This window comes from Streptomyces beigongshangae, from assembly GCF_019710745.1.
Classification (GTDB): Bacteria; Actinomycetota; Actinomycetes; order Streptomycetales; family Streptomycetaceae; genus Streptomyces; species Streptomyces beigongshangae.
Genome location: NZ_JAHKJW010000009.1, coordinates 72,568 through 93,162, shown reverse-complemented (window position 1 = coordinate 93,162; position 20,595 = coordinate 72,568). Strand labels below are relative to the sequence as shown.

At 71.4% G+C, this 20,595-nt stretch carries 16 protein-coding genes and 2 pseudogenes; 4 read left to right on the top strand and 14 right to left on the bottom strand.

Going from position 1 to position 20,595, the window contains the following annotated elements; genetic code table 11:
* Positions 1 to 24 precede the first annotated feature (24 nt).
* On the top strand, positions 25 to 1,788 hold the full coding sequence (locus KM933_RS09205) for an IlvD/Edd family dehydratase (RefSeq protein WP_221350095.1): 1,764 nt from the start codon (positions 25 to 27) through the stop codon (positions 1,786 to 1,788).
* A 116-nt stretch (positions 1,789 to 1,904) separates the two neighbouring features.
* A complete protein-coding gene (locus tag KM933_RS09200) occupies positions 1,905 to 3,092 on the top strand; it encodes a fumarylacetoacetate hydrolase family protein (protein WP_221350093.1) in 1,188 nt (395 codons plus the stop codon).
* Between the two features lie 30 nt (positions 3,093 to 3,122).
* Here the strand turns inward: KM933_RS09200 and KM933_RS09195 are convergent, their stop codons facing one another.
* The 4 genes and pseudogenes from KM933_RS09195 to KM933_RS09180 form a co-directional block, all read right to left on the bottom strand.
* Complete coding sequence (locus tag KM933_RS09195; protein WP_221350091.1) at positions 3,123 to 5,504, bottom strand: beta-xylosidase/alpha-l-arabinosidase; 2,382 nt, start codon at positions 5,502 to 5,504, stop codon at positions 3,123 to 3,125.
* Positions 5,505 to 5,613: 109 nt separating this feature from the next.
* Positions 5,614 to 6,510, bottom strand: a complete 897-nt coding sequence (locus KM933_RS09190) for a carbohydrate ABC transporter permease (protein WP_221350089.1) — start codon at positions 6,508 to 6,510, stop codon at positions 5,614 to 5,616.
* Between the two features lies 1 nt (position 6,511).
* The gene (locus KM933_RS09185) at positions 6,512 to 7,414 is read right to left on the bottom strand and encodes a carbohydrate ABC transporter permease (RefSeq protein WP_221350087.1); all 903 of its coding nucleotides are present in this window, start codon (positions 7,412 to 7,414) and stop codon (positions 6,512 to 6,514) included.
* Positions 7,411 to 8,779: pseudogene (locus tag KM933_RS09180) on the bottom strand (extracellular solute-binding protein). The gene KM933_RS09185 and the pseudogene KM933_RS09180 overlap by 4 nt, the downstream one beginning before the upstream one ends.
* A gap of 428 nt (positions 8,780 to 9,207) precedes the next feature.
* On the opposite strand from KM933_RS09180, the gene KM933_RS09175 reads away from it, so the two are divergent.
* Positions 9,208 to 10,245: a LacI family DNA-binding transcriptional regulator gene (locus KM933_RS09175; protein ID WP_221350279.1), complete on the top strand. Its 1,038-nt coding sequence runs from the start codon at positions 9,208 to 9,210 to the stop codon at positions 10,243 to 10,245.
* Between the two features lie 156 nt (positions 10,246 to 10,401).
* On the opposite strand, the gene KM933_RS09170 is transcribed toward KM933_RS09175, so the two are convergent.
* The 5 genes and pseudogenes from KM933_RS09170 to KM933_RS09155 form a co-directional block, all read right to left on the bottom strand.
* The gene (locus tag KM933_RS09170; protein WP_221350276.1) at positions 10,402 to 10,935 is read right to left on the bottom strand and encodes a TetR/AcrR family transcriptional regulator; all 534 of its coding nucleotides are present in this window, start codon (positions 10,933 to 10,935) and stop codon (positions 10,402 to 10,404) included.
* A 22-nt stretch (positions 10,936 to 10,957) separates the two neighbouring features.
* The gene (locus KM933_RS09165; protein WP_221350085.1) at positions 10,958 to 11,794 is read right to left on the bottom strand and encodes an alpha/beta fold hydrolase; all 837 of its coding nucleotides are present in this window, start codon (positions 11,792 to 11,794) and stop codon (positions 10,958 to 10,960) included.
* 204 nt (positions 11,795 to 11,998) lie between these two features.
* Positions 11,999 to 12,619, bottom strand: coding sequence for an RNA 2',3'-cyclic phosphodiesterase (gene thpR, locus KM933_RS09160; RefSeq protein ID WP_221350083.1), 621 nt, complete (start codon positions 12,617 to 12,619; stop codon positions 11,999 to 12,001).
* A 30-nt stretch (positions 12,620 to 12,649) separates the two neighbouring features.
* A pseudogene (locus tag KM933_RS39130) lies at positions 12,650 to 12,912 on the bottom strand (IS5/IS1182 family transposase); the annotation flags it as partial.
* Positions 12,913 to 12,982: 70 nt separating this feature from the next.
* A complete protein-coding gene (locus tag KM933_RS09155) occupies positions 12,983 to 14,236 on the bottom strand; it encodes an MFS transporter (RefSeq protein ID WP_221350081.1) in 1,254 nt (417 codons plus the stop codon).
* Positions 14,237 to 14,297: 61 nt separating this feature from the next.
* Between KM933_RS09155 and KM933_RS40215 the strand changes: the two genes are divergently transcribed.
* Positions 14,298 to 14,864: a CGNR zinc finger domain-containing protein gene (locus tag KM933_RS40215; RefSeq protein WP_221350079.1), complete on the top strand. Its 567-nt coding sequence runs from the start codon at positions 14,298 to 14,300 to the stop codon at positions 14,862 to 14,864.
* Between the two features lie 55 nt (positions 14,865 to 14,919).
* Here the strand turns inward: KM933_RS40215 and KM933_RS09145 are convergent, their stop codons facing one another.
* From KM933_RS09145 to KM933_RS09125, 5 genes are all read right to left on the bottom strand, one after another.
* Positions 14,920 to 16,263, bottom strand: a complete 1,344-nt coding sequence (locus KM933_RS09145) for a preATP grasp domain-containing protein (protein WP_221350077.1) — start codon at positions 16,261 to 16,263, stop codon at positions 14,920 to 14,922.
* Positions 16,264 to 16,357: 94 nt separating this feature from the next.
* Positions 16,358 to 16,774: a thioesterase family protein gene (locus tag KM933_RS09140; RefSeq protein ID WP_221350075.1), complete on the bottom strand. Its 417-nt coding sequence runs from the start codon at positions 16,772 to 16,774 to the stop codon at positions 16,358 to 16,360.
* Between the two features lie 66 nt (positions 16,775 to 16,840).
* Entirely contained in the window at positions 16,841 to 17,986 is a 1,146-nt protein-coding gene (locus KM933_RS09135) for an acyl-CoA dehydrogenase family protein (protein ID WP_221350073.1), read from the bottom strand.
* 63 nt (positions 17,987 to 18,049) lie between these two features.
* Positions 18,050 to 19,327 (bottom strand): aminotransferase class III-fold pyridoxal phosphate-dependent enzyme, encoded by a 1,278-nt coding sequence (locus KM933_RS09130; protein WP_221350071.1) that lies wholly within the window; start codon positions 19,325 to 19,327, stop codon positions 18,050 to 18,052.
* Between the two features lie 131 nt (positions 19,328 to 19,458).
* Entirely contained in the window at positions 19,459 to 20,448 is a 990-nt protein-coding gene (locus tag KM933_RS09125) for a 3-oxoacyl-ACP synthase III family protein (RefSeq protein ID WP_221350069.1), read from the bottom strand.
* Between the last annotated feature and the right edge of the window lie 147 nt (positions 20,449 to 20,595).

Here is a 20,595-nt window from a genome sequence, read left to right as displayed (position 1 = left end):
CGCCGGAGCCACGGGAGTGATCACATGACCGACGGTCGGAGGACGGGCCGCCGCAGCCAGGCATGGTTCGGAGCGCAGGGCCGCAGCGGGATGGTGTACCGCTCCTGGATGCGCAACCAGGGACTCGGGCACGAGGTGTTCGACGGGCGTCCCGTCATCGGTATCGCGACCAGTGCCTCCGAACTGGCCCCGTGCAACGCCCATCTGACACGCGTAGCGGAGGCCGTCAAGCGCGGCGTGTGGCAGGCGGGCGGCCTGCCGCTGCAGTTCCCCACCATGGCCACCGGCGAGACCCTGATGCGCCCCACCGCCATGCTGTACCGCAACCTCATGGCCATGGAGGTCGAGGAGCTGATCCGGGCCAATCCGCTCGACGGTGTCGTGCTGCTGTCCGGTTGCGACAAGACGACCCCCGCCATGCTCATGGGTGCCGCCAGTGTCGACCTGCCCGCCGTCATGGTCACCGGCGGTCCGATGCTCAACGGCAAGTACCGGGGCCAGGACGTGGGATCCGGCACCCACGTGTGGAAGTTCGAGGAGGACCTGAAGACCGGCCGGATGACCGAGGAGGAGTGTTTCTTCGCGGAAGGGTGCATGGCCCGTTCGGAAGGGCACTGCATGACGATGGGGACCGCCTCGACCATGGCCTGCATGGCCGAGGCGCTCGGTATGCAGCTGCCGGGATCGGCGGCCTGGCCCGCGGTCGACTCCCGGCGGATGGAGACCGCGCAGGCGGCGGGACGGCGCATCGTGGGGATGGTGGAGGAGGAGCTGCGCCCCTCGCGGATCCTGACCCGGGAGGCGTTCGAGAACGCCGTCCGGGTCAACGCGGCCATCGGCGGCTCCACGAACGCGGTCATCCATCTCACCGCCCTCGCCGGACGCGTCGGCGTCGAGTTGGGCCTGGGGGACTTCGACGACCTGGTCCGCGCGGTGCCGACCCTGGTCAACCTGATGCCCAGCGGCACCTACCTCATGGAGGACTTCTGCTACGCGGGCGGTCTGCCGGCCGTCATGGCCGAGCTGCTCGGCGGCAGGCTGCTGGACGGCGGGCAGCTCACGGTCACCGGACGCACCGTCGCCGAGAACCTCGGGGGCGCCGGGGGCGCCGGGAGCACCGGGAAGGCCGAACGCGTCGGTTCCGACGTCATCACCGGGATCGAGGCCCCCTTCCTGCCGGCCGGTACCGGCATCGCCGTCCTGCGCGGCAACCTGTGCCCCGACGGTGCCGTGATCAAGCAGTCCGCCGCGTCACCGCACCTGCTCACCCACCGCGGTCCCGCGCGCGTCTTCGATTCCCCCGAGGCGTATCACGAGGTGGCCGACGACCCGGACCTCGACGTCGACGAGAACACCGTCGTCGTCATCCGCAACGCCGGGCCGAGGGGCTATCCCGGCATGCCCGAGGTCTCCAACGTCCCGCTGCCCACCAAGCTGCTGAAGGCCGGCGTCAAGGACATGGTGCGCATCTGCGACGGCCGCATGAGCGGCACCGGGTACGGGACGGTGGTCCTGCACGTGGCGCCCGAGGCCGCCGTGGGCGGCCCCCTCGCCCTGGTGCACGACGGGGACCCCGTCGTCCTCGACGTCCCGAACCGCACCCTGCGCCTGGACGTGGACGACGCCGAGCTCCTGCGGCGCCGGCAGGCGTGGAGGGCACCGGTCGAGCGGCACACCGGCGGCTACGCCTGGCTCTACACCCAGAACGTGGAACAGGCCGACCGGGGCGCCGACTTCGGGTTCCTGCGCGGAAGCCGGGGACACCAGGTCCCCCGCGACTCCCACTGAGTCCACCCGGGCGACCGCATCCCTCGTATCCGGCCGCATCCCGTCACATCCAGTCGCATCCGCTCGTATCCCGTCGCATCCCGTCGCATCCCGTCGTACCCAGGAGAGCATCGATCGTGGAATCGGCAGCAGCGCGCCCCCGTCCGGTCCTCACCGCCGCCTCCGTCCTGCCGGCGGATGCCGACCGAGCCGCCCTCGTCGCACGCGTCCACAGCCCGGAATCGGACGGCCCCTGTGTGGCCGCGGTCCGCGGTGAGCAGGTCGTCGACCTGACGGCCGTCGCACCCACCGTCTCGGACCTCGTGGAACGCGACGACGCGGCGGCAGTCGTCCGTGAGGCCGGTGGCGGGCACACCTGGCGCCTGGACGACCTGCTCGCGGCACCGGCCGGCCGCCGTGACGTCGCGCATCTGCTCGCCCCCGTCGATCTGCAGGTGATCAAGGCCGCGGGCGTCACCTTCGCGCGGAGTCTGCTGGAACGCGTCATCGAGGAGCGCACGGGCGGCGATCCGGCGCAGGCCGCGCGGGTGCGGGCCCGCGTCGGGCAGGTGGTGGGCGGCACGCTCGACGGCGTCCGTCCCGGATCCCCGGAAGCGGACCGGGCCAAGGAACTGCTCGTCGCCGAAGGACTGTGGTCGCAGTACCTGGAGGTCGGGATCGGGCCGGACCCGGAAGTGTTCACCAAGGCCCCGGTGCTGTCCGCGGTCGGCACCGGCGCCGACGTCGGAGTGCTCGGCGCCTCGGTGTGGAACAACCCCGAGCCGGAGGTCGTCCTCGTCGTGGACTCGCGCGGCCGGGTACGCGGCGCGGCGCTCGGCAACGACGTCAACCTCCGTGACATCGAGGGACGCAGCGCCCTGCTGCTGTCCCGGGCGAAGGACAACAACGCCTCCTGCGCGATCGGCCCGTTCGTCCGCCTGCTCGACGAGGACTTCGGCCTCGACACCGTACGGGGGATCGACGTCGACCTGCGGATCGACGGCACGGACGGCTACGTACTGCACGGCAGCAGTTCCATGCGGGAGATCAGCCGCGACGTGCTGGACCTGGTGGTGGCGACGCACGGTGCGCACCACCAGTACCCCGACGGCTTCGTGCTGTTCACCGGAACGCTGTTCGCCCCCACCGAGGACCGCCGGGCAGCCGGTGCGGGCTTCACCCACGAGTACGGCGACATCGTGCGGATCTCCAGCCCGCGGCTCGGCGCTCTGGTCAACACCGTCGTCCCCAGCGAGCGGGCCGCGCCGTGGACGTTCGGTGTACGGGCGCTGATGCGCAACCTCGCCCGGCGCGGCGTGCTGTGAGACGCGCGACGTGCGCTGCGCACGCCCGGTTCACATCCGGGCGGCCGGCTCCTGCGCGACCGTGGCGTGCAGACGCCGCGTGTGATCCACGTGGCGCTCGGCCCCGGTCAGCGTGACCCCGGCCGTCAGGCGCGGATCCGCGCTGGAGGCGGCCAGCCGCACCTCCAGCGCGCCCGGTTCGACGACGCGCCGGCCGTCGCGTCCGGTGAAGGAGGCGAGGTCGGCCGGGACCGTGACCCGCAGGCGCCGGGCCTCGCCCGGCGCCAGTTCGACCCGGGCGTAGCCGACGAGGCGCTGCACCGGCTGGACGACGGAGGCCACCGGGTCGTGCAGATAGACCTGGACGACCTCGGTTCCGGACCGTCCGCCCGCGTTGCGGACGGTGAAGGCGAGGGCGAACTCGCCGTCCGTCGGGGTCTCCCGGACGTCCACGGTCAGGTCCGCCCAGTCGAACCGCGTGTAGGACAGACCGTGCCCGAAGGCGAACGCGGGGGTCGGGTCGACGCTGGACACCTCGCCGGCATGGGCGAGCCGCGCCCCCAGGTAGGTGGCCGGCTGGGATCCCGGTCCGCGCGGCACGCCGACCGGCAGACGTCCGGAGGGGTTGACACGGCCGCTGAGCACCCCGGCGATCGCGTGCGTGCCCTCCTCACCGGGGAAGAAGGACTGCACGATCGCGGCGGACTCCTCCACGGCGCGGCCGAGGGCGTACGGCCGTCCTGCGAGCAGCACGGTGATCACGGGTGTCTCCAGGTCGAGCAGGGCATCGAGCAGTTGCTGCTGCGCGCCGGGCAGCACCAGCGTCTCGACGTCGCACCCCTCGCCGCTGGTGCCCCGCCCGAAGAGTCCGGCGCGGTCGCCGAGCACCACCAGGGCGATGTCCGCCCCGCGTGCGGCCCGTACGGCCTCGTGGAGGCCGGAGAGGTCCCCGTCGTCGACCCCGGTGCCGCGGGCGACCGTGATCTCGGCGTCGGGGAACTCCGAGGCCAGTGTGTCGCGCAGCGTGGGCAGGTCGATGCCGAGCGGGGTCCCGGGGTGGCGGACGCCGATGTGCTGGGGGAAGGAGTAGCAGCCCAGTACGGCGACGGGCTCGTCGGCGTTGGGACCGAGCAGGGCGATGCGGTGCGGCCCTTCGAGAGGCAGGGTGCCGTCGTTGCTGAGCAGCACGACCGCTTCCTCGGCGACCGTACGGGCCAGCGAGCGGTTCTCCGGACCGTCCAGGTCGATCCGGCCGCGCAGGGCGGCCGGATCGTCCGGGTCCGCTCCGTGGAGCGCGGCCGGCAGGGGGTTCCAGTCCGGGTCGAGCAGGCCGAGCGCCACCTTCTGGGTGAGTGTCCGCCGCAGGGCGCGATCCACCAGCGCTTCCGGTACGCGGCCGTCGGCGACGGCCGCGGCCAGGGGCTCGCCGTACGTCTTGACGTTGGGCAGTTCGACGTCGACGCCCGCGCGCAGCGCCGTGCCGGCGGCACCGGCCCAGTCGGCCGCGACGCCGTGCAGGGTCTTGAGGAAGGCGATGGCGAAGTAGTCGGCGACGACGGTGCCGTCGAAGCCCCACGTGTCGCGCAGCAGCCCGGTGAGCAGGTCCTCGTCGGCCGCGGAGGGTATGCCGTCGGTGTCGGTGTAGGCGTTCATCACCGACCGGGCGCCGCCTTCGCGGATCGCCATCTCGAAGGGGGGCAGCAGCACGTCGGCACGCTCGCGCGGGCCCATGGAGGAGGGGGCGAGGTTGCGGCCGGCGCGGGAGGCCGAGTAGCCGGCGAAGTGCTTGAGGGTGGCGACGATCCCGGCGGATTCAAGACCTTGTACGTATGCCGTCCCGATGGTGCCGACGAGGTACGGGTCCTCGCCGATGGTCTCCTCGACCCGGCCCCAGCGGGCGTCGCGCACCACGTCCAGGACGGGCGCGAGTCCCTGGTGGACGCCGACGGCCCGCATGTCGCGGCCGACGGCGGCGGCCATGCGCCGTACCACGTCCGGATCGAACGTGGCGCCCCAGGACAGCGGAACGGGGTAGGCGGTCGCCCCCCAGGCGGCGAAGCCGGCCAGGCACTCGTCATGGGCGAGAGCGGGGATGCCGAACCGGTTCGTGGCGGCGATACGGGTCTGGGTGCGGGCCAGGGACAGCGCGCCCAGGGCGGGGTCGACCGGGACCGTGCCGAAGGGCCGGGTCAGCTGTCCCAGCCCGGTGGGCAGGAGGGCGGCGAGATCGACGGGCTCCTCCATGTCGTGCTGGTGCGGGGCCACTTCACCACCCTGGTCGCAGGCGCCCACCCACACTCCGTACAGCTGGGCGATCTTCTCCCGAAGGGTCATCGCCTCGATCAGGGCGTCGACCCTCGCGGTGACGGGAGCGGCGGGGTCGTTCCAGAGGAAGATCCCGGGGGTGTTCTCCACGGCCACGTCGGCGTTCACTTTCCTCCTACGTCCATCAGGTCCTCGACCGGGGTGCAGCGGACGAACAGGTACGAGCAGGCAGACGAGCAGGGTTCGGGGCGGCCACCGGCCACGGCGCCGGTGCGGCTCAACGGCTGAATCCGGCGGTCAGACCGCTCAGCAGCTGGCGGCGGCCGAACGCGTACAGCACCAGGACGGGCAGGGTGGTCAGGACGACGGCGGCGACGACGGCGGGGACGTTGACCCCGTACTGGCCCTGGAAGGTCCACAGCGCGAGTGGCAGGGTCCGGCGGTCGGGGCTCTGCGTGAGGATGAGCGGCAGCAGGAAGCCGTTCCAGATGGTCAGTGCGTTGAAGATGGTCACGGTGAGGATGGCCGGCCGGGTGAGCGGTGCCGCCAGCCGCCACAGTGTCGTCCATTCGGTGGCGCCGTCGACCCGCATCGAGTCGAACAGCTCCTTGGGCACGTCGCGGATGAAGTTGGAGAGGACCAGGACGGACAGGGGGACGGCGAAGGCGATCGACGGGAGGATCAGCGCCGGCAGGGTGTCGTACAGCTCCAGCTCGATGATGATCAGATAGACCGGGATCACCGTCGCCTGCAGCGGGATGGCCAGGCCCATGAGGAACAGTCCGTTCATCGCACGCAGCACCCGCATGCGCCAGCCGCGGACGATCGCGTACGCGGCCATGAAGGAGAACAGGACCGCCGGCACCACGGCACCGGCGGTGACCACGGCGCTGTTCACGAAGTAGCGGAGGAAGCCGGACTCGACGACCAGCCGGTAGTTCTCCAGCGTCGGGTCGCCCGAGGGCACCAGCGGGTTGTCCGCGTAGTAGCGGTTCTGGGCCTTGAAGCTGGTGATGAGGGTCCAGTACAGGGGTACGGCGACGACGCCGAGCCAGAGCCATCCGGCCAGGCCGCCGGCCCAGTTGCGCCGGCGGGCCGTCCGGCGGGAGTGGCTCCGCCGCTCGTGGTGGCCGGCCTGCTGCGGTCGTCGCGCTTCGGTCAGTGTGCCGGTCACGTCAGGCCCCCTCCAGTTGGCTCGCGCCGGCGTCCCGGCCCCCGAGCCGGCGCAGCAGCAGGGCGAGGGCCAGACCCACCAGGACCAGGATGACCGCGATGGCGCTGGCCGGTCCCATCAGGCTGGCCTGGAACCCCCGCTTGTACATGTCCAGCGCAAGGACCCGGGTGGCGTCGCCGGGACCGCCCTCGGTCAGGACGAAGATGAGGTCGAAGAAGGTCAGCGACCCGACCACCATCAGCGTGGACGAGGTGATGATGGTGTATTTCAGCTGGGGCAGCGTGACGCTGAAGAACTGCCGGATCCGTCCGGCCCCGTCCAGCTGCGCGGCTTCGTAGAGGGACTTCGGGATCTGCTGGACACCGCCCTGGTAGATCAGCGAGTGGAAGGGGACGAACTGCCAGGAGACGACGAAGACGACGACCCCGAACGCGAGCCCGGGCCGCCCCAGCCAGTCCTGGCTGAGCACCCGGATCCCCAGCCCGGCACCGAGTCCGAAGTTGGGATCCAGCAGGGCCTTGTACGCGAGCGCGATCGCCGCGGAGCTGAGCATCAGCGGGACGAAGTACACCACGCCCAGCACGGCACGGTAGCGCCGGCGGCCCGCCATGAACGTGCCGAGCAGAATGCTCAGCGGCGTCTGGACGGCCCAGGAGGCGGCCATCACCAGGAACGTCACCCCGAGGGCGTGCGGCAGTCCGGGGTCGGTGAGTACCGCACGCCAACTGGTCAGCCCCGACGGGTGGATGGCGCCTATCCCGTCCCACGTGGTGAAACTCAGCACGAAGACACCGACGAGCGGAACGACGGCGAAACCGACGAAGACCACCAGCGCCGGCGCCGCCAGCCACGGCAGGATGCTGCGCGGTCCGCGGCGCGGACGGCGGCCGATGGGCGGGCTCATGTGCCGGTGACCGCGTTGAGTTCGTCGGCGAACTGCTTGGGCGAGATGGACAGCTGGAACAATTTGACGATGTTGTCCAGCAGGGTCTCGGCGGCCGTCGGGCTGAGCGCCTGGTCCCAGGACTGGCCGAACGCCTTGGCCTTGGTGGCGACGTCGTAGGTGAATTGCAGGAAGTCGGCGTTCTCGGCGGCGGCCAGCAGTTTCTCGGTGCCCAGCCGGATCGGGACCGATCCGTTGTCGATCCACTTCTTCACCTCGGCGTCCTGGAGGGCGCCCTCGGCGAAGAATTCCCTGGCCGTCCTCTTCTGTTCCGCACCGGCCTTGGAGGACAGGGAGAGGTACTGGGCGGGGTTGCCGACGGTGTTGCCCGGATCGCCCTCGCCGCCCTCCACGGGCGGGAAGTTCATGTAGCCCAGCCCGCCGCCGGGGACGAAGTTCCCGCCCCGGGCCTGCTGGATGCCGTACGACCAGGCGCCGTGCAGCATCATCGCGGCCCTGCCGGTGTACAGCAGTGCCTGGTCGGCGTTGGAGTCCGCGGTGATCGAGGAGAAGCCCTTGATGAATCCGCCGGCTTCGACCAGCTCCTGCACCTTGGTCAGCGCGGTGAGGGCGCNCCTTGATGAATCCGCCGGCTTCGACCAGCTCCTGCACCTTGGTCAGCGCGGTGAGGGCGCGCGGGTCGGACCAGGCGTTCTTCTCGCCCTCGATGACGGCCTGGAAGACCTCGGGACCGCCGATGCGGTCGAACAGGAACTCCAGCCACATCATGTTCGTCCACCGGGACTGGCCGCCGAGGGAGAACGGTGCGATGCCCTTGGCGTTGAACCTGGGCACCAGCGCCATGATGTCGTCCCAGGACTGCGGTGGTTTCGCACCGACCCGGTCGAAGACCTTCCTGTTGTAGTAGAGGATGATCGGCTGCACGGTCTCGCTCGGCAGCGCGTAGATCCTGCCGTCGACGGTTGCCGCGTCGAACGAGGACGGGAGCAGCCGCTTCCTGACCTCGGGATGCTCGTCGAACCACGGGGTGAGGTCCTCGACCTGGCCCGCCTTCGCGTAGGTGCGCAGCGTCCCGCCGCCCCAGCCCCAGATGATGGTGGGTGCCCGTCCGGCGCCGATGGCGGTCTTGATCTTCGTCTTGTACGCGTCGTTCTGGAAGGTGGTGTCCTTGATCTGCTCCTCGGGGTGGGCCTTGTTGAACGCGTCCACCGCGCCGGCTCTGACACCTTCCTGCGGCTGGCCGTTCAGGTACCAGTAGGTGGTCGCGCCCCCGCTGCCGGGGCCGGACGAGCCGCAGCCCGCCAGCGCCGCGGAGACCGGCACGCCGGCGGCCAGGCCGAGAAGGGTACGCCGGGACAAGTGAATCCCCATGTCTTTTCTCCGCACTCGAGAGCTACCGGCTTCTTGTGAGCCATATCGAAAAGTTTTCGAAATCGACTTCTGCGAGCTCTGTTCGTGCAAATTAGATTTCGGCCTGACGCCGTGTCAAGACGCGTGCAAGTACGTTGCCGGGCGCTGAAAGGCTACGTACCATCGGGGAGGAATGATCCTCCAAAGGTTTTGGCGGGGGTCGAAAATTTTTCGAAATGGAAATGATCGAGGGCGGGGACGATGCGGCTGATGTGCCCGACGCGCCGTCGGCGCAGGTCATGCCGCACCGACGGGAGCCGGTGCGGCCCGCGCCGGGGGCGCGGCGCGCGTTCCCCCGGGCGTCCCGGCCGGCCGGTCCCGCCCACGACGCCGGCCCGACGGGCGACCCACCACACCGGTGGACGTACAGCTGGGAGGAACCGATGCGGCAGAACGCCAGGCGCACCACCTTGGCGGACATCGCCCGGGCGGCCGGGGTCTCCGTCGCGACCGTGTCCAAAGTGGTCAACGGGCGTAGCGACGTGGCGCCGCACACCCGCACCCGCGTGCAGGAACTGCTGCGTCAACACCATTACCTCGCACCCGTCCTCCGCCACACCGGAGCCGTCCGGACCCCGACCATCGAGGTGCAGTTCAAGGGCGGCCTCACGTCGTACGTGGCCGAGACCCTGGAAGGCATCATCGACTCCGCCGCCGAACTGGGGGCCTCGGTGGTGATCAGCAAGGCGTCCCACGCCCCGCACTGGGCCCGGGACCTGGTCTCGGCGGGACGCCGCGCCGTCATCGCGATCACCAGCGTGTACACCACGGCGCACCTGAACGAACTGGCCCGGTCCGGGCTGCCGTTGGTCGTGCTGGACCCGCTGCACCTGCCGGACAGCCGGGTCAACAGCGTCGGGGCGACCAACTTCGCCGGCGGCCTGGCCGCGACCCGGCACCTGCTCTCCCTGGGCCACCGCCGCATCGCCTATCTCGGCGGACCGGCCATGGCCGTGTGCAACCAGGCACGCAGACACGGTTACCGCGCCGCCATGGAGGCGGAGGGGGCGCGGGTGCCCGACGCCTACGTCCTGCCCGGGGAATTCACGTACGAGACCGGGTTGCTCGGCGCCACGGCGCTCCTGGGCCTGCGGGAACCGCCGACGGCGGTCTTCGCGGGCAACGACGAGATCGCCGTCGGTGTCATCGAGGCCGCGCGCACCCGCGGTCTGCGCGTCCCCGAAGACCTGAGCGTGGTCGGCTTCGACGACACGAACCTCGCCCAGATGGCCGCACCGCCCCTGACCACGGTGCGTCAGCCGCTCCAGGAGATGGGCGGGGCGGCCCTGCGCATCGCCCTCCGGCTGGCCGACGCCGAGAAGGTCGAGTCCCACCACATCGAACTCGCCACCGAACTCGTGGTCCGCGTCTCGACGGCACCGCCCTGCGAGGAGACCCGGGAGGCTTCGGTGCGCGGTTGATCACAGGTGGTTCCCTGTGATCGCAGGGGATCACGGGTGATCACGGGTGAGAGGTATCCGGACGGAACGGGCGAACCGCCCGGAGGCGTCTCCCGCACGGTCCGCCCCGAGGGATCGGTCCGGGGCCCGGTGCCACCGCCGATGGCGGCAGCGGTGTCACGCGGTCCGCAGGCCCCGGTCGGTGAAGGCGATCAGCCATTCGAAGCTCTTGTCGATGTCGGTGCTCCACTGGAAGCCGCCCGCCGCCTCCAGGGTGGCGAAGCCGTGGCAGAGGCTGCGGAACATGCGCAGGGCGTGGTCCGTGTCGGACTCGGCGAGTCCGTAGCCGCGCAGAACGGCCCGGAACACATCGAACAGCCGCTGGGCGGCCAGGGTCGTCGGGTCGTCCGGGCCGGTGGGTTCCAAGCCGGTCGTGGCGGCGTAGCGCCCGGGGTGGTCGACCACGAAGGTGCGGAAGGCGTGCAGCGCGGCGGCCAGGGCGTCGCGGCCCGCCAGGCCCTGGACGGCGGTGCCGACGGCGTCGGCGGCCTGGACCGCCGCCAGCGCCGCGATGCGGCGCACGAGGTCCTCCTGGCCGCCCACGTGCTTGTACAGGGAGGGGGTGCGTACGCCCAGGCGCTCGGCCAGCAGCCCCATCGTCAGGCGGGTCAGGCCCACCTCGTCGGCGAGGCCGGCTCCGGCCGCGACCACGGCCGTCGTGTCCAGGCCGGCCCTAGGCACGGGCGGCGTCCGTTCGGAGGAAGGAGAGCGTCAGCGAAACCACCTGGTCAGGGTACTGGTCGTGCGGGTAGTGCCCGGCGCCCTCGATCATCTCCAGGCGGCCGAGACCGGCGGGCAGGTCCTCGACGATCGCCGCGCCCTCTGCGTGCGGATCGGCCCAGTCGGGGTCGTCGGTGCCCATCACGACCAGGACCGGGCAGCGCACGTCGCCGAGCCGGGCGCCGGCGTCGACGGGGGTGGTGCGGCCCATGCCCTGCAGGGCCTTCATCCGGCCCGGTTCGCGCAGCAGCGCCTCGATGCGGTCGAGCCGCTCGGTGAAGCCGGCCGGCTTCACTCCGGGGTAGGCGACCTCCAGGTAGGAGCGCCACGCCGGCGCACTGCCGAACACGGTCGCCTTCATCAGCCGCAGCATGCCCTGCCGCAGGCGCTTGCTGCGCAGGTCGCCCAGGCCCATCGACTGCTTGCGGGTGAAGGGCCCCAGCTCGACCAGCGCGGTGACCAGCTCCGGTGCCTGCGCGGCGGCGACGGTGGCGGCACCGCCGGAGATCGAGTGGCCCACCAGCACCGCCGGACCGCCCAGGTGACGGATCACCGCGAGCAGGTCGCCGGCGATGGCGGTGCGGCTCCACTGCGGCCAGTCGGTGCTGGACTCGCCGCAGCCGCGCAGGTCGACCGCGGCGACCCGGTAGCCCGCCGCCACCAGCTGCGGGGTCACGGCGTGATAGGCGGCGCGGTGGTCGCCCATGCCGTGCGCGAGGACGACCAGCGGGCCGGCCCCGGTCACCTCGTAGGCGATCGTGCCACCGTCGACAGCGAGGTACTCGGTCATGACATCTCCCATGTGGTTAATTGGTTCAGCCTTGCGGCTAAGTTCGTTAGCCAAAAGCTATTCCTATTAGCCAAAGGTGTCAACAGGGGTGTCCGGCCGGGCCTCTGCCGACCCGCTTCCTCGCCGGCGGGGTGGCCGTCCGAGCGGGCTCAGGGTGCGTGGGGCCGAGTGGGTGTCATTGCGGGGCCCGAACTGTCCTGGTGCTCATGCGCTGCAGTCTGTGGTGATTTCGATCGGATGCCCCTGCCCGGTGGCCAGGGTCCATGCGTCGATGTCCTGATAGCGCCGCGGGCCCGGGTGGCCGCTCACCGTGCTGCCGACCAGGTGGAGACGTGCGGTCCGCCAAGGGCGTCCGGTGAAGCCGTCGAGGCAGGCGACCGCCGCCGTCACGGACGTGTTGTCGTGGCGGCGGGCGCGGGCCAGCGTGAGGTGGGGACGCAGTGGACGTCCGGCGAAGGCGACACCGCAGTCCCCGAGCCGCGCCCGTACCGCTTCTCCCAGCTCGTGCAGTTGGCCGACATCGCCCCCGATGCCGCTCCACAGCACTCGCTCGTCGAAGTGTCCGCCACCGAGCAGTGCCAGTTCGAAAGAGGGGCGGGCGGCCGCCAGGTCGGCGAGGGGTGCACGAAGCCGCTGGACGGCCTGCACCGGCAGCCCGCCCAGGAAGGCCAGGGTGATGTGCCAGTCCTCGATGCGGTTCCAGCGCAGGTCGGGACAGGCGGCGTAGGCCGGGCCCAGTGCGTGTGCCAACTCGTTCTTCGCGTCGTCGGGCGGCGCGAGGGCGACGAACGCGTACTGGGTGGCGGTCCGGGGCGGTTCGGTCATGGATGCCTTCTCATCCCGGACACCATTTCACTTCTTGCCGCGGCCGGCCGGATCCGGTCCCGTCAGCCGCCCCCTTCGGGGGCCCGGACGCCGGCGGAGTCGATCGCGCACCGCGACCGGTCCGGCCCACCCCGGGCACCCGGTTCGTCCGGGACCGGGCGGTGGGGCTCGGCCCGCACCCGGGCCCCGGTCCACTCGGCGAACCGGCGGAAGGCCGCCACTGCGGACGGGCCGAAGCCCGGAGGCGGTTGGTTCCAGGCGCACCCCGAGCCGGCCGCGAAGATGATCGCGGCCGGCGCACCGCGCCGTACGGATGATCCGTACGGCGCGGTGCTGCCGGGCACGGCCCGGGGTGATGTGCCGTCAGGCCGTCGTCCGCTTCGGGTGGGTCTCCCTCCCGGCGGCGGGGGCGGCCTTTTTCCTCCCGGCGCGTTCGCCCAGGCCCGCGACCAGGCCGATCAGCGTGGTCACCGCCGTGCAGACGACGATGGTGACGGCCGGGGTGGTGGCCTCGATGAGCCCGGCCGTCAGGAGCGCGGCGGCGCCGTAGCCGAGGCCGCCCGCGGCGTACAGGAGGGAGAAGCCCGTGGCCCACACGTTCTCCGGGAGGTGGTGCTGGAGCGCCAGGTTCCTGATGATCATGAGTGGGCTGTAGAAGAGGCCACCGAGCAGGAACGCGGCGAAGAAGCCCCAGAGCTGGGCGGTGACGGCGCACAGCGTCAGCGCCAGGGTCATCGCCGGCAGCAGGACGAGTGTCTGCGAGCCGGGGGTGCCGGGCCAGCCGCGGCGGCCGTAGACGAGGCCGGCCGCGATGCTGGCCACGGCGAATATCCCCGTGATGACACCGGTCAGCGCGAGTTCCTGTCCGGTCGTCTCCAGGCGGGCCGGCAGGGCCACGTCCATCGCGCCGACCAGGAACATGATGGCCGCGGCCAGCAGCACGGTGGGCCAGGCCGTCCGGATGACGCTCAGGGTCCCGGCGGGAGCGTGCTCCTGTGCCCGTGCGGCGGGGTCGCGGTGCCGGATACGGCCGGCCATGAGCAACGGGGCGGCCGAGGCGAGGGCCATGAGGACGAGCGCGACACGCGGCGACACCTGGGTGGACACCAGCGAGGCGAGCACCGGGCCGCAGGCCCAGATGGCCTGGTTCAGCGCGCTCTCCAGCCCGAGCGCGGTGGTCCGCAGGTGCTCCGGGGTGGTGCTGGACAACTGTGCGCGCATGCCGCCGGGCACGCCCGCGGCGACCGCTCCGGCGACGAAGGCCAGGGCCACCAGGAGGGGCATCGGGCTGTGACCCGCGAGGACGGCGATGGCAGCGAAGGCGAGGGCCTCGGCGAGCAGGGCGAAGCGCAGCTGACCCAGGAAGGGCTTCCGGTCGAAGCCGCGTCCCAGGAAGGGCGCTCCGACGGCCTCCCCGAGTGCGTGCGCGGCGGCCATGACGCCGCCCGCGGAGAACGACCCCGTGCTGTGGCCCAGGAAGACCAGTGCCAGGGGAGCCATGGCGACGGGGGTGCGGATCAGCCCCATGGCGGCATACCAGGCGGTGCCGCCTTCGCGGCGCAGGACGTCACGGTAGGTCGGGGCGGGTGGCGCGGCCGACTGCGTGTTACCACTCATGCTGGTAACTGGTAACCGACTGCGGCGGTCGCAAACCCTGCTTACCGACTAAGCTCTACGCATGGGCAATCAAACGGGAACGACTGTGGCCGGGCCACAGGTGGAGGAGATGAGGTCCTTCCTCAACACCTGGGTGATCCCCAACGACACGCGGGAGGAGACGGAGACACTTCCCGATCTCGCCGCGTCCGCGCAGGAGTGGTCGCGCGTGCTGCCGCACATCCCCCGCCCGCGCACCGACGAGCTGACGGAACTGCTCCTGCTCCGCGACGACCTGCGCGAGGACGTGACCGGGCGCGGCACCCGGCGGCTGGACGACTGGCTCGCCCGCAGGCCGCAGACCGTGCGCATCGGCGAGGGCGAACTGCGGCTCGAGGGCCCGGCCGCCCCGGTCGACGTCGTCCTGCGCCAGGCGGCCCGTCTGGTGCTCGCCGAACGCTGGCGCCGGCTCCGGGCGTGCCCGGACTGCCGCTGGGTCTTCTACGACCAGTCGCGCAACAACACGCGCACCTGGTGCAGCATGTACGCCGGGGAGAACGGCCGGGCCTGCGGCAGCATCGCCAAGGTCCGGCGGATGCGCGCGGCGCAGAAGCAGAAGCAGGGGGCGGCGGTCACGGGGGCGGGGTGAGGACCCCGGCCGCGCCGGGGCCCCCACCCCGCGGGGGTGCGGTTCGGACAGGTGGTCAGAGGGTGGTGGCGGCCTGCCGCAGCAGGTGTTCCGTCTCCTCGGCCGCCTCCGGGCCGCGGCCGTAGACGAGGTACTCCGCGGTCTGGTTGTAGGGGCTGTCGTCGACGAGGATCACGACACCGCTGTCCCCGTCGGGGCTGAGCCGGGGGTCGTGGTCGACGGTCCAGATCAGCTTGGCGAAGTCCTGCACCGGCAGGTCGTTGCGCGTGAGGACCGTATGGCTGCGCTGGTAGTCGCGGCCCAGCAGCCGCCGGGCCGCGGCGTGCACGTGGGTGCAGCCGCCCACCCGGGCGTTCACCTCGCTGAAGAGCACCTCACCCGTCGGTGTGACGATGGAGTCGCAGTTCAGGTAGCCCCGGTAACCGAGCTGCTGGATCGTGCGGGCCATGGCCAGCGACACGTCCAGCATGCGCTGCTCCGCCGCTGCGGACAGGGCCACCGGCGGGATGGCGAAGCCGTTCCAGACCGGCTCCATCCGCATGTCGCCGTGGTCGAGGAGGAAGGGCTCGCCGGGCGGGTCGGGAAGGAACAGCTCGCTGTAGAGGGTGCGGCTGTGGGGGTGGTAGACCTCGACGACGGCCTCGCTCGGACGCAGGCCCGCGGGGAAGTCGCGGACCCCCTCGACGACCGGGAAGGAGGTGGCGAGCGCCACCTCGATCTCCCAGGGGGAGGGGTCCGGGTCCATGACGTGCCGGGCGGACGCCCCGATGGAAGGCACGCCGGCGTCGGTGGTGAACAGGACGTTGCCGTATCCGCTCGCGCTGAAGTCCTGCTTGACGATGACGCTGCCGGTGTGGGGCAGCAGCTCCCGCACGGCACGCGCGGTGGCCCCCCGGCTGCGGCAGACCTCGCCCCGTGCCACCGGGACGCCCGTGCCGGTGGCCCACGCCCGGAAGAAGGACTTGCTGTTGAAGAAGTCGCTGCCGCCCTGGGCGAAGAACGCGGCGGCCAGGTTCAGGCCGAGCCGGTCGGCGAGTACGGCTACGGTCCGGTCGTACAGGTACGGCGTGAGCGTCCAGTCCGGCCCCACGGTCCCCCGCAGCCGTTCCAGCAGCGGTCCGGCCAGCGCGGTGCGGGCGTCGAGGAACGTGCCTTCGTCCGGTCCGTCGGGGGTGAGGAACGTCAGGGCCGCGGGATCGAGGCCGAGCGACGAGACGAGATAGTCCCGGAAGTCGGGTGTGAGCCGCCGGTGGGCGAGCATCGCGTCACCGTCCTCCAGCAGCCAGGCCGTCCGGGTGGAGATGGCGTGCTGCTTGTGGGCTTCCTTGCGGCTGAACCCGGCGAGCGGACTGGCGAACATGTACTCGCTTGTCACGTTGCCGAGGACGAGTTGGGGCACGGAGATTCCTTTCGCGCGAGTGCTGCTGCAGGCTCGTACGGGTGCCGTAGGGCAACCGTGGGGACCGCCCCGCGGCGGTCCCCACGGCCAGAAATCAGGCGCGTTCGGCCAGCTTCCTCTCGAACGCCCCGCGGTGGACGACGGCCCGGCCGTGCACACCGCGCAGGATGACGGCACGGCTGTCGCGTGCCTCCACGTCGAAGGTCAGGACCTTGCCGTCCACGCCGGTCAGCGTGGCGGTGACGGTGATCTCCTCGCCGACCGGCGTCGGGGCCACGTGCGCGGAGTCGTGGTTGAGGCCCACCGTCATCCAGGGCGCGGTGACCTCGTCGCGCACGACGTCCATGGCGGTGACCTCACCGAGCCACAACAGGACGGGAGTGGCGAGGACGTCGACGTCGTTGTCCCAGGCGGTCGCGGAGTCGCGGGGCCCGACCACGTGGTGGCGGGTGGCCGAGGAGCCGACGAGGGAGTCGAGGGCGGGACGCGGCGGGGCGGTGGTGTCGGACATGGGTGCCTTTCGGACGGATGGGCGGCCGGCTCGGGCGGACGTGCTGAGGGGGCGGGGCGGCCAGGGTCAGGAGGCCTGCGCCAGGGCCCGCATCTGGTTGAAGACGTTCTTGCGCTGCATCTCCGCGGTACCGCCGGCGATGAGGGTGCCCAGGGCGTCCTGGAGGGCGTGTGCGGCGGGACCGTCCATGTAGCCGAGGTGGCCGTAGACACGCAGTGCGGTCTCGGTGCCGAGCCTGAGCGTCTCGCCGGCGTGGTACTTGGCGGTGGAGCACAACAGCGACGCCTGCCTGTCACCGCGCAACAGGGCGTCCAGGGCGCCGTAGGAGACATAGCGGGTCGCCTCGATGGCGAACTTGGCGTCGGTGATGCGGCCCTGGACGTACTGGTGGTCGGCGATCGGCTGCTTGAAAGCCTGCCGCCGGCGCGCATACGCGAGCACCTCGTCCAGGTGGGGGTCGAGGTAGGCCGCGGCCAGCACCCCGTACAGCAGCCGGTCGAGGGCGATGGTGTTGTAGATCGCCTCGATGCCCGCGCCGATCTCGCCGACCAGGTGCCGGGCGTCCACCCGCACATTGTCGAAGGCGATGGGTCCGGTCGGGCTGGTCTGGTTGCCGATCATGCGCTCCACGGGTCCCTGGGTGACGCCCTCGTCGTGGAGGTCGACCATGAACAGGGTGATGTCCCGGGCGCCCTGCTCGGGCACTCGGCCCAGGACCAGGGCCATGTCGGCGACGGGGCCGTTGGTGATGTGGTCCTTGTGGCCGTTGAGGCGGTAGATGTCGCCGTCGCGGGCGGCGGACGTCCTGATCCGGGTGACGTCCGAGCCGCCGGTGGTCTCCGTCAGAGCGGTGGCGCCGACCTCCCCGGACAGCAGCCGGGGCAGCCAGTAGCCCTTCTGGTCGTCCGTGCCGTAAATGAGCAGGGAACGGATCAGCCCCGCCTGCGCCACCATGGACAGGGAGAAGCCGAGGTCGCGGCCCCCCGCCGCGACGCCCTCGAAGGCGGCGGTGAAGTCCCACCAGGTGCCGCCGTCGCCGCCCCATCGCCGGTCCACGGCCAGCCGCCATATTCCGGCGTCGCTGATCTCCTGCCAGGACTCGCGGTCCAGGATGCCCTGCGCCCGGCAGTCGTCGGCGCGCTTGGCGACGGAGGCGGCGGCCAGGTCGGCGTAGCGTGCGCGCAGGGCCGGGTCGGTGAAGTGCTGGAGCATGGGTGTTGGTGTTCCTTTCGGATGTGGTGGGGGTCGGTCGACGGGTCGCGCGCAGGGATCGGTTCAGCGGGCGGCGGGGGCCAGTTCGTGGACCTGTGCGGCGGGGGCCGGCGTGAGGGCGGCCAGACTGCGGTCCAGACGGACCGTCAGCTCCTCCAGCTCGGCCTCGGTGCTGTTCAGTGGGGGTGCCACCATCACGGACTCCGTCAGGGCGTTCACACCGGACGGGTACAGCAGCAGTCCGTTGTCCCGGGCCGTCCGCACCAGGTCGTGTGCGACGCCGGGCGAGCGGTCGGGGTCGGCGTGCAGGCCCAGGGCGAGTTGCAGGCCCCGGCCGCGGACGTCGCGCACCACGGCGTGGCGGGCGGCGACGGCGTCCAGCAGCGTGCGCAGGTAGCGGCCGGAGCGCTCCGCGCGAGCGGGGATGTCGTGCTCCTTCAGGTACTCGACGGTGGCCAGGCCTGCCACGGCGGCGAGCGGCGCACCGGCCATCGTGTGTCCGAACAGCACGGAGCCCAGCGGCTGGTCGAAGGCGGCGGCGATCTCGTCGCGGACCAGGACGGCGGACAGCGGCGCGTATCCGGCGGTCATGCCCTTGCCGAGCACCATCACGTCGGGGACGACCCCGGAGTGGTCGCAGCCGAACCACGCGCCGGTCCTGCCGAGGCCGGTCATGACCTCGTCGGCGATCAGCAGGAAGCCGTCGCGGTCGGCGAGTTCGCGCAGCCTGCGAAGGACGGCCGGGTCGCACGGGACGGCTCCCGAGGACGCTCCGCCGACCGGCTCGACGATCACGGCGGCCAGGTTCTGCGCCTGCACCTCGTCGATGGCCCGTTCCCACTGCTCGACGTCCGCGCGCATCTCGCCGTGCCGGGGACGCACCTTGGCGACGGTCGCCTGGTTCGCCAGCAGGGGCGTGAGGTTGTGCTTGCGCAGGGGATGTCCGGAGGCGCTGAGCGCACCGGCGGTCATCCCGTGGTAGCTGGGTTCCTCGGTCAGCACCGTGCACTTGAAGGGCCGGTATGCCTGCGCGTGGAACAAGGTCGTCAGGCGCAGCGCCATCTCGATCGCCTCGGAGCCCGAGTTGCAGTAGAGGGGGTTGCCGAGACTGCCCGGAGCGAGGTCCGTGAGCAGCCCGGAGAGCCGCTCCAGCGGCTCGGAGGTGAACTGGGTGCGGTACGCGAAGCTGATGGCGTCGAGCTGCTGGTGCATGCGGGAGGTGACCTCGGTGAGCCCGTGCCCGAGGTTGGTGTTGATCGCTCCGGAGCAGCCGTCCAGGTACTCCCGGCCATCGGTGTCGTAGACGTGGAGGCCGTCACCGTGACTGACCGTGGGAAGCATGTGTGTCTCCTAGCTGTGCGTGAGGGAAGTCGTGCGGCGGGTGACCCGCCCGTGCCGCCTGTCGTGCCTGTCCTGCTTGCTGTGCCTGTCCTGCCTGCCGTGCCTGTTGTGCGACCGGTCCGTGAGGGCGGTCAGTACCAGGTCATGACGGCCGCGCCGGCCGTCATGCCGCCGCCGACGGAGGCCATCAGGACGCGCTCGCCGCGGTTCAGTGGCGCGGCGCGGTGGCTCTCGCTCAGGGTCAACGGGATGGAGGCGGCGGCGGTGTTGCCGTAGCGGTCCGCGGTGACGGCGACCTTGCGGGAGTCGATGCCCAGCGTGTCGGCGAGCGTGTGGACCAGTCGCAGGTTGCCCTGGTGGAAGACCGCGCGGTCGATGTCGTCGAGGCGCATGCCGGACTCGTCCAGCGCCTGGTGCACGGCCTTGGGCACATGCTGCACGGCCCACTCCTTGACGGCCCGTCCGTTCATCCGGAAGTAGTGGGCGGCCGGGTCCTGAAGGGTGGCGGCCGGCCGTCGCGAGCCGCCGCCCTCGACCCGGACGTGGTCGGCGGTCGTCCCGTCCGCGAGCAGGGAGGTGGCGTGGATGCCGTAGCCGTCGGGGACGCGTCCCACCAGTACGGCGCCCGCACCGTCACCGAAGAGGCTGACCGTCCTGCGGTCCGTCCGGTCCATGATCGTCGAATAGGTGTCCGCCCCGATGACCAGGACGTTGCGCCAGGCGCGGTGGGCGCACAGCATCGCGTCGGCCACATCCAGGGCGTACAGGAAGCCGGAGCAGACGGCGTTCAGGTCGAAGGCCGGCACACTGCCCAGCCCGAGCTGCGCCTGCACGAACACGGCGGTCGCCGGCTGGGGCTGGTCCGGGGTCGTGGTCGCCACGATCAGCGCGTCGATCTCGCTCGGCTCGTACGGGGTTCCGTGCGGAGGGCTCAGCAACCGGGTCGCGGCGGCCGCGGCCAGGTCGGACGTCGCCGATTCCCCGTCCACGTACCGCCGTTCACGGACGCCGGTACGCTCCTCGATCCATTCCTCGCCGGTTGCCGTCCAGGCGCCGATCCGCTGGTTGTCCACGACACGGGACGGCACGTGTCCGGCGACACGAAGTATTCCATTCGGCATGGATTCCCCTTTTTGAGCATTGCTCCTGGAATGACCAATCGGTGCTGTGGGCTTCCGTCTACCGCAGCCCTACGCCAGTAAACAATCGCCCCACTGCTTGTGATTGGTATCACTGAGTGACATTTCAGCCACTGAAGGTGATGCCGG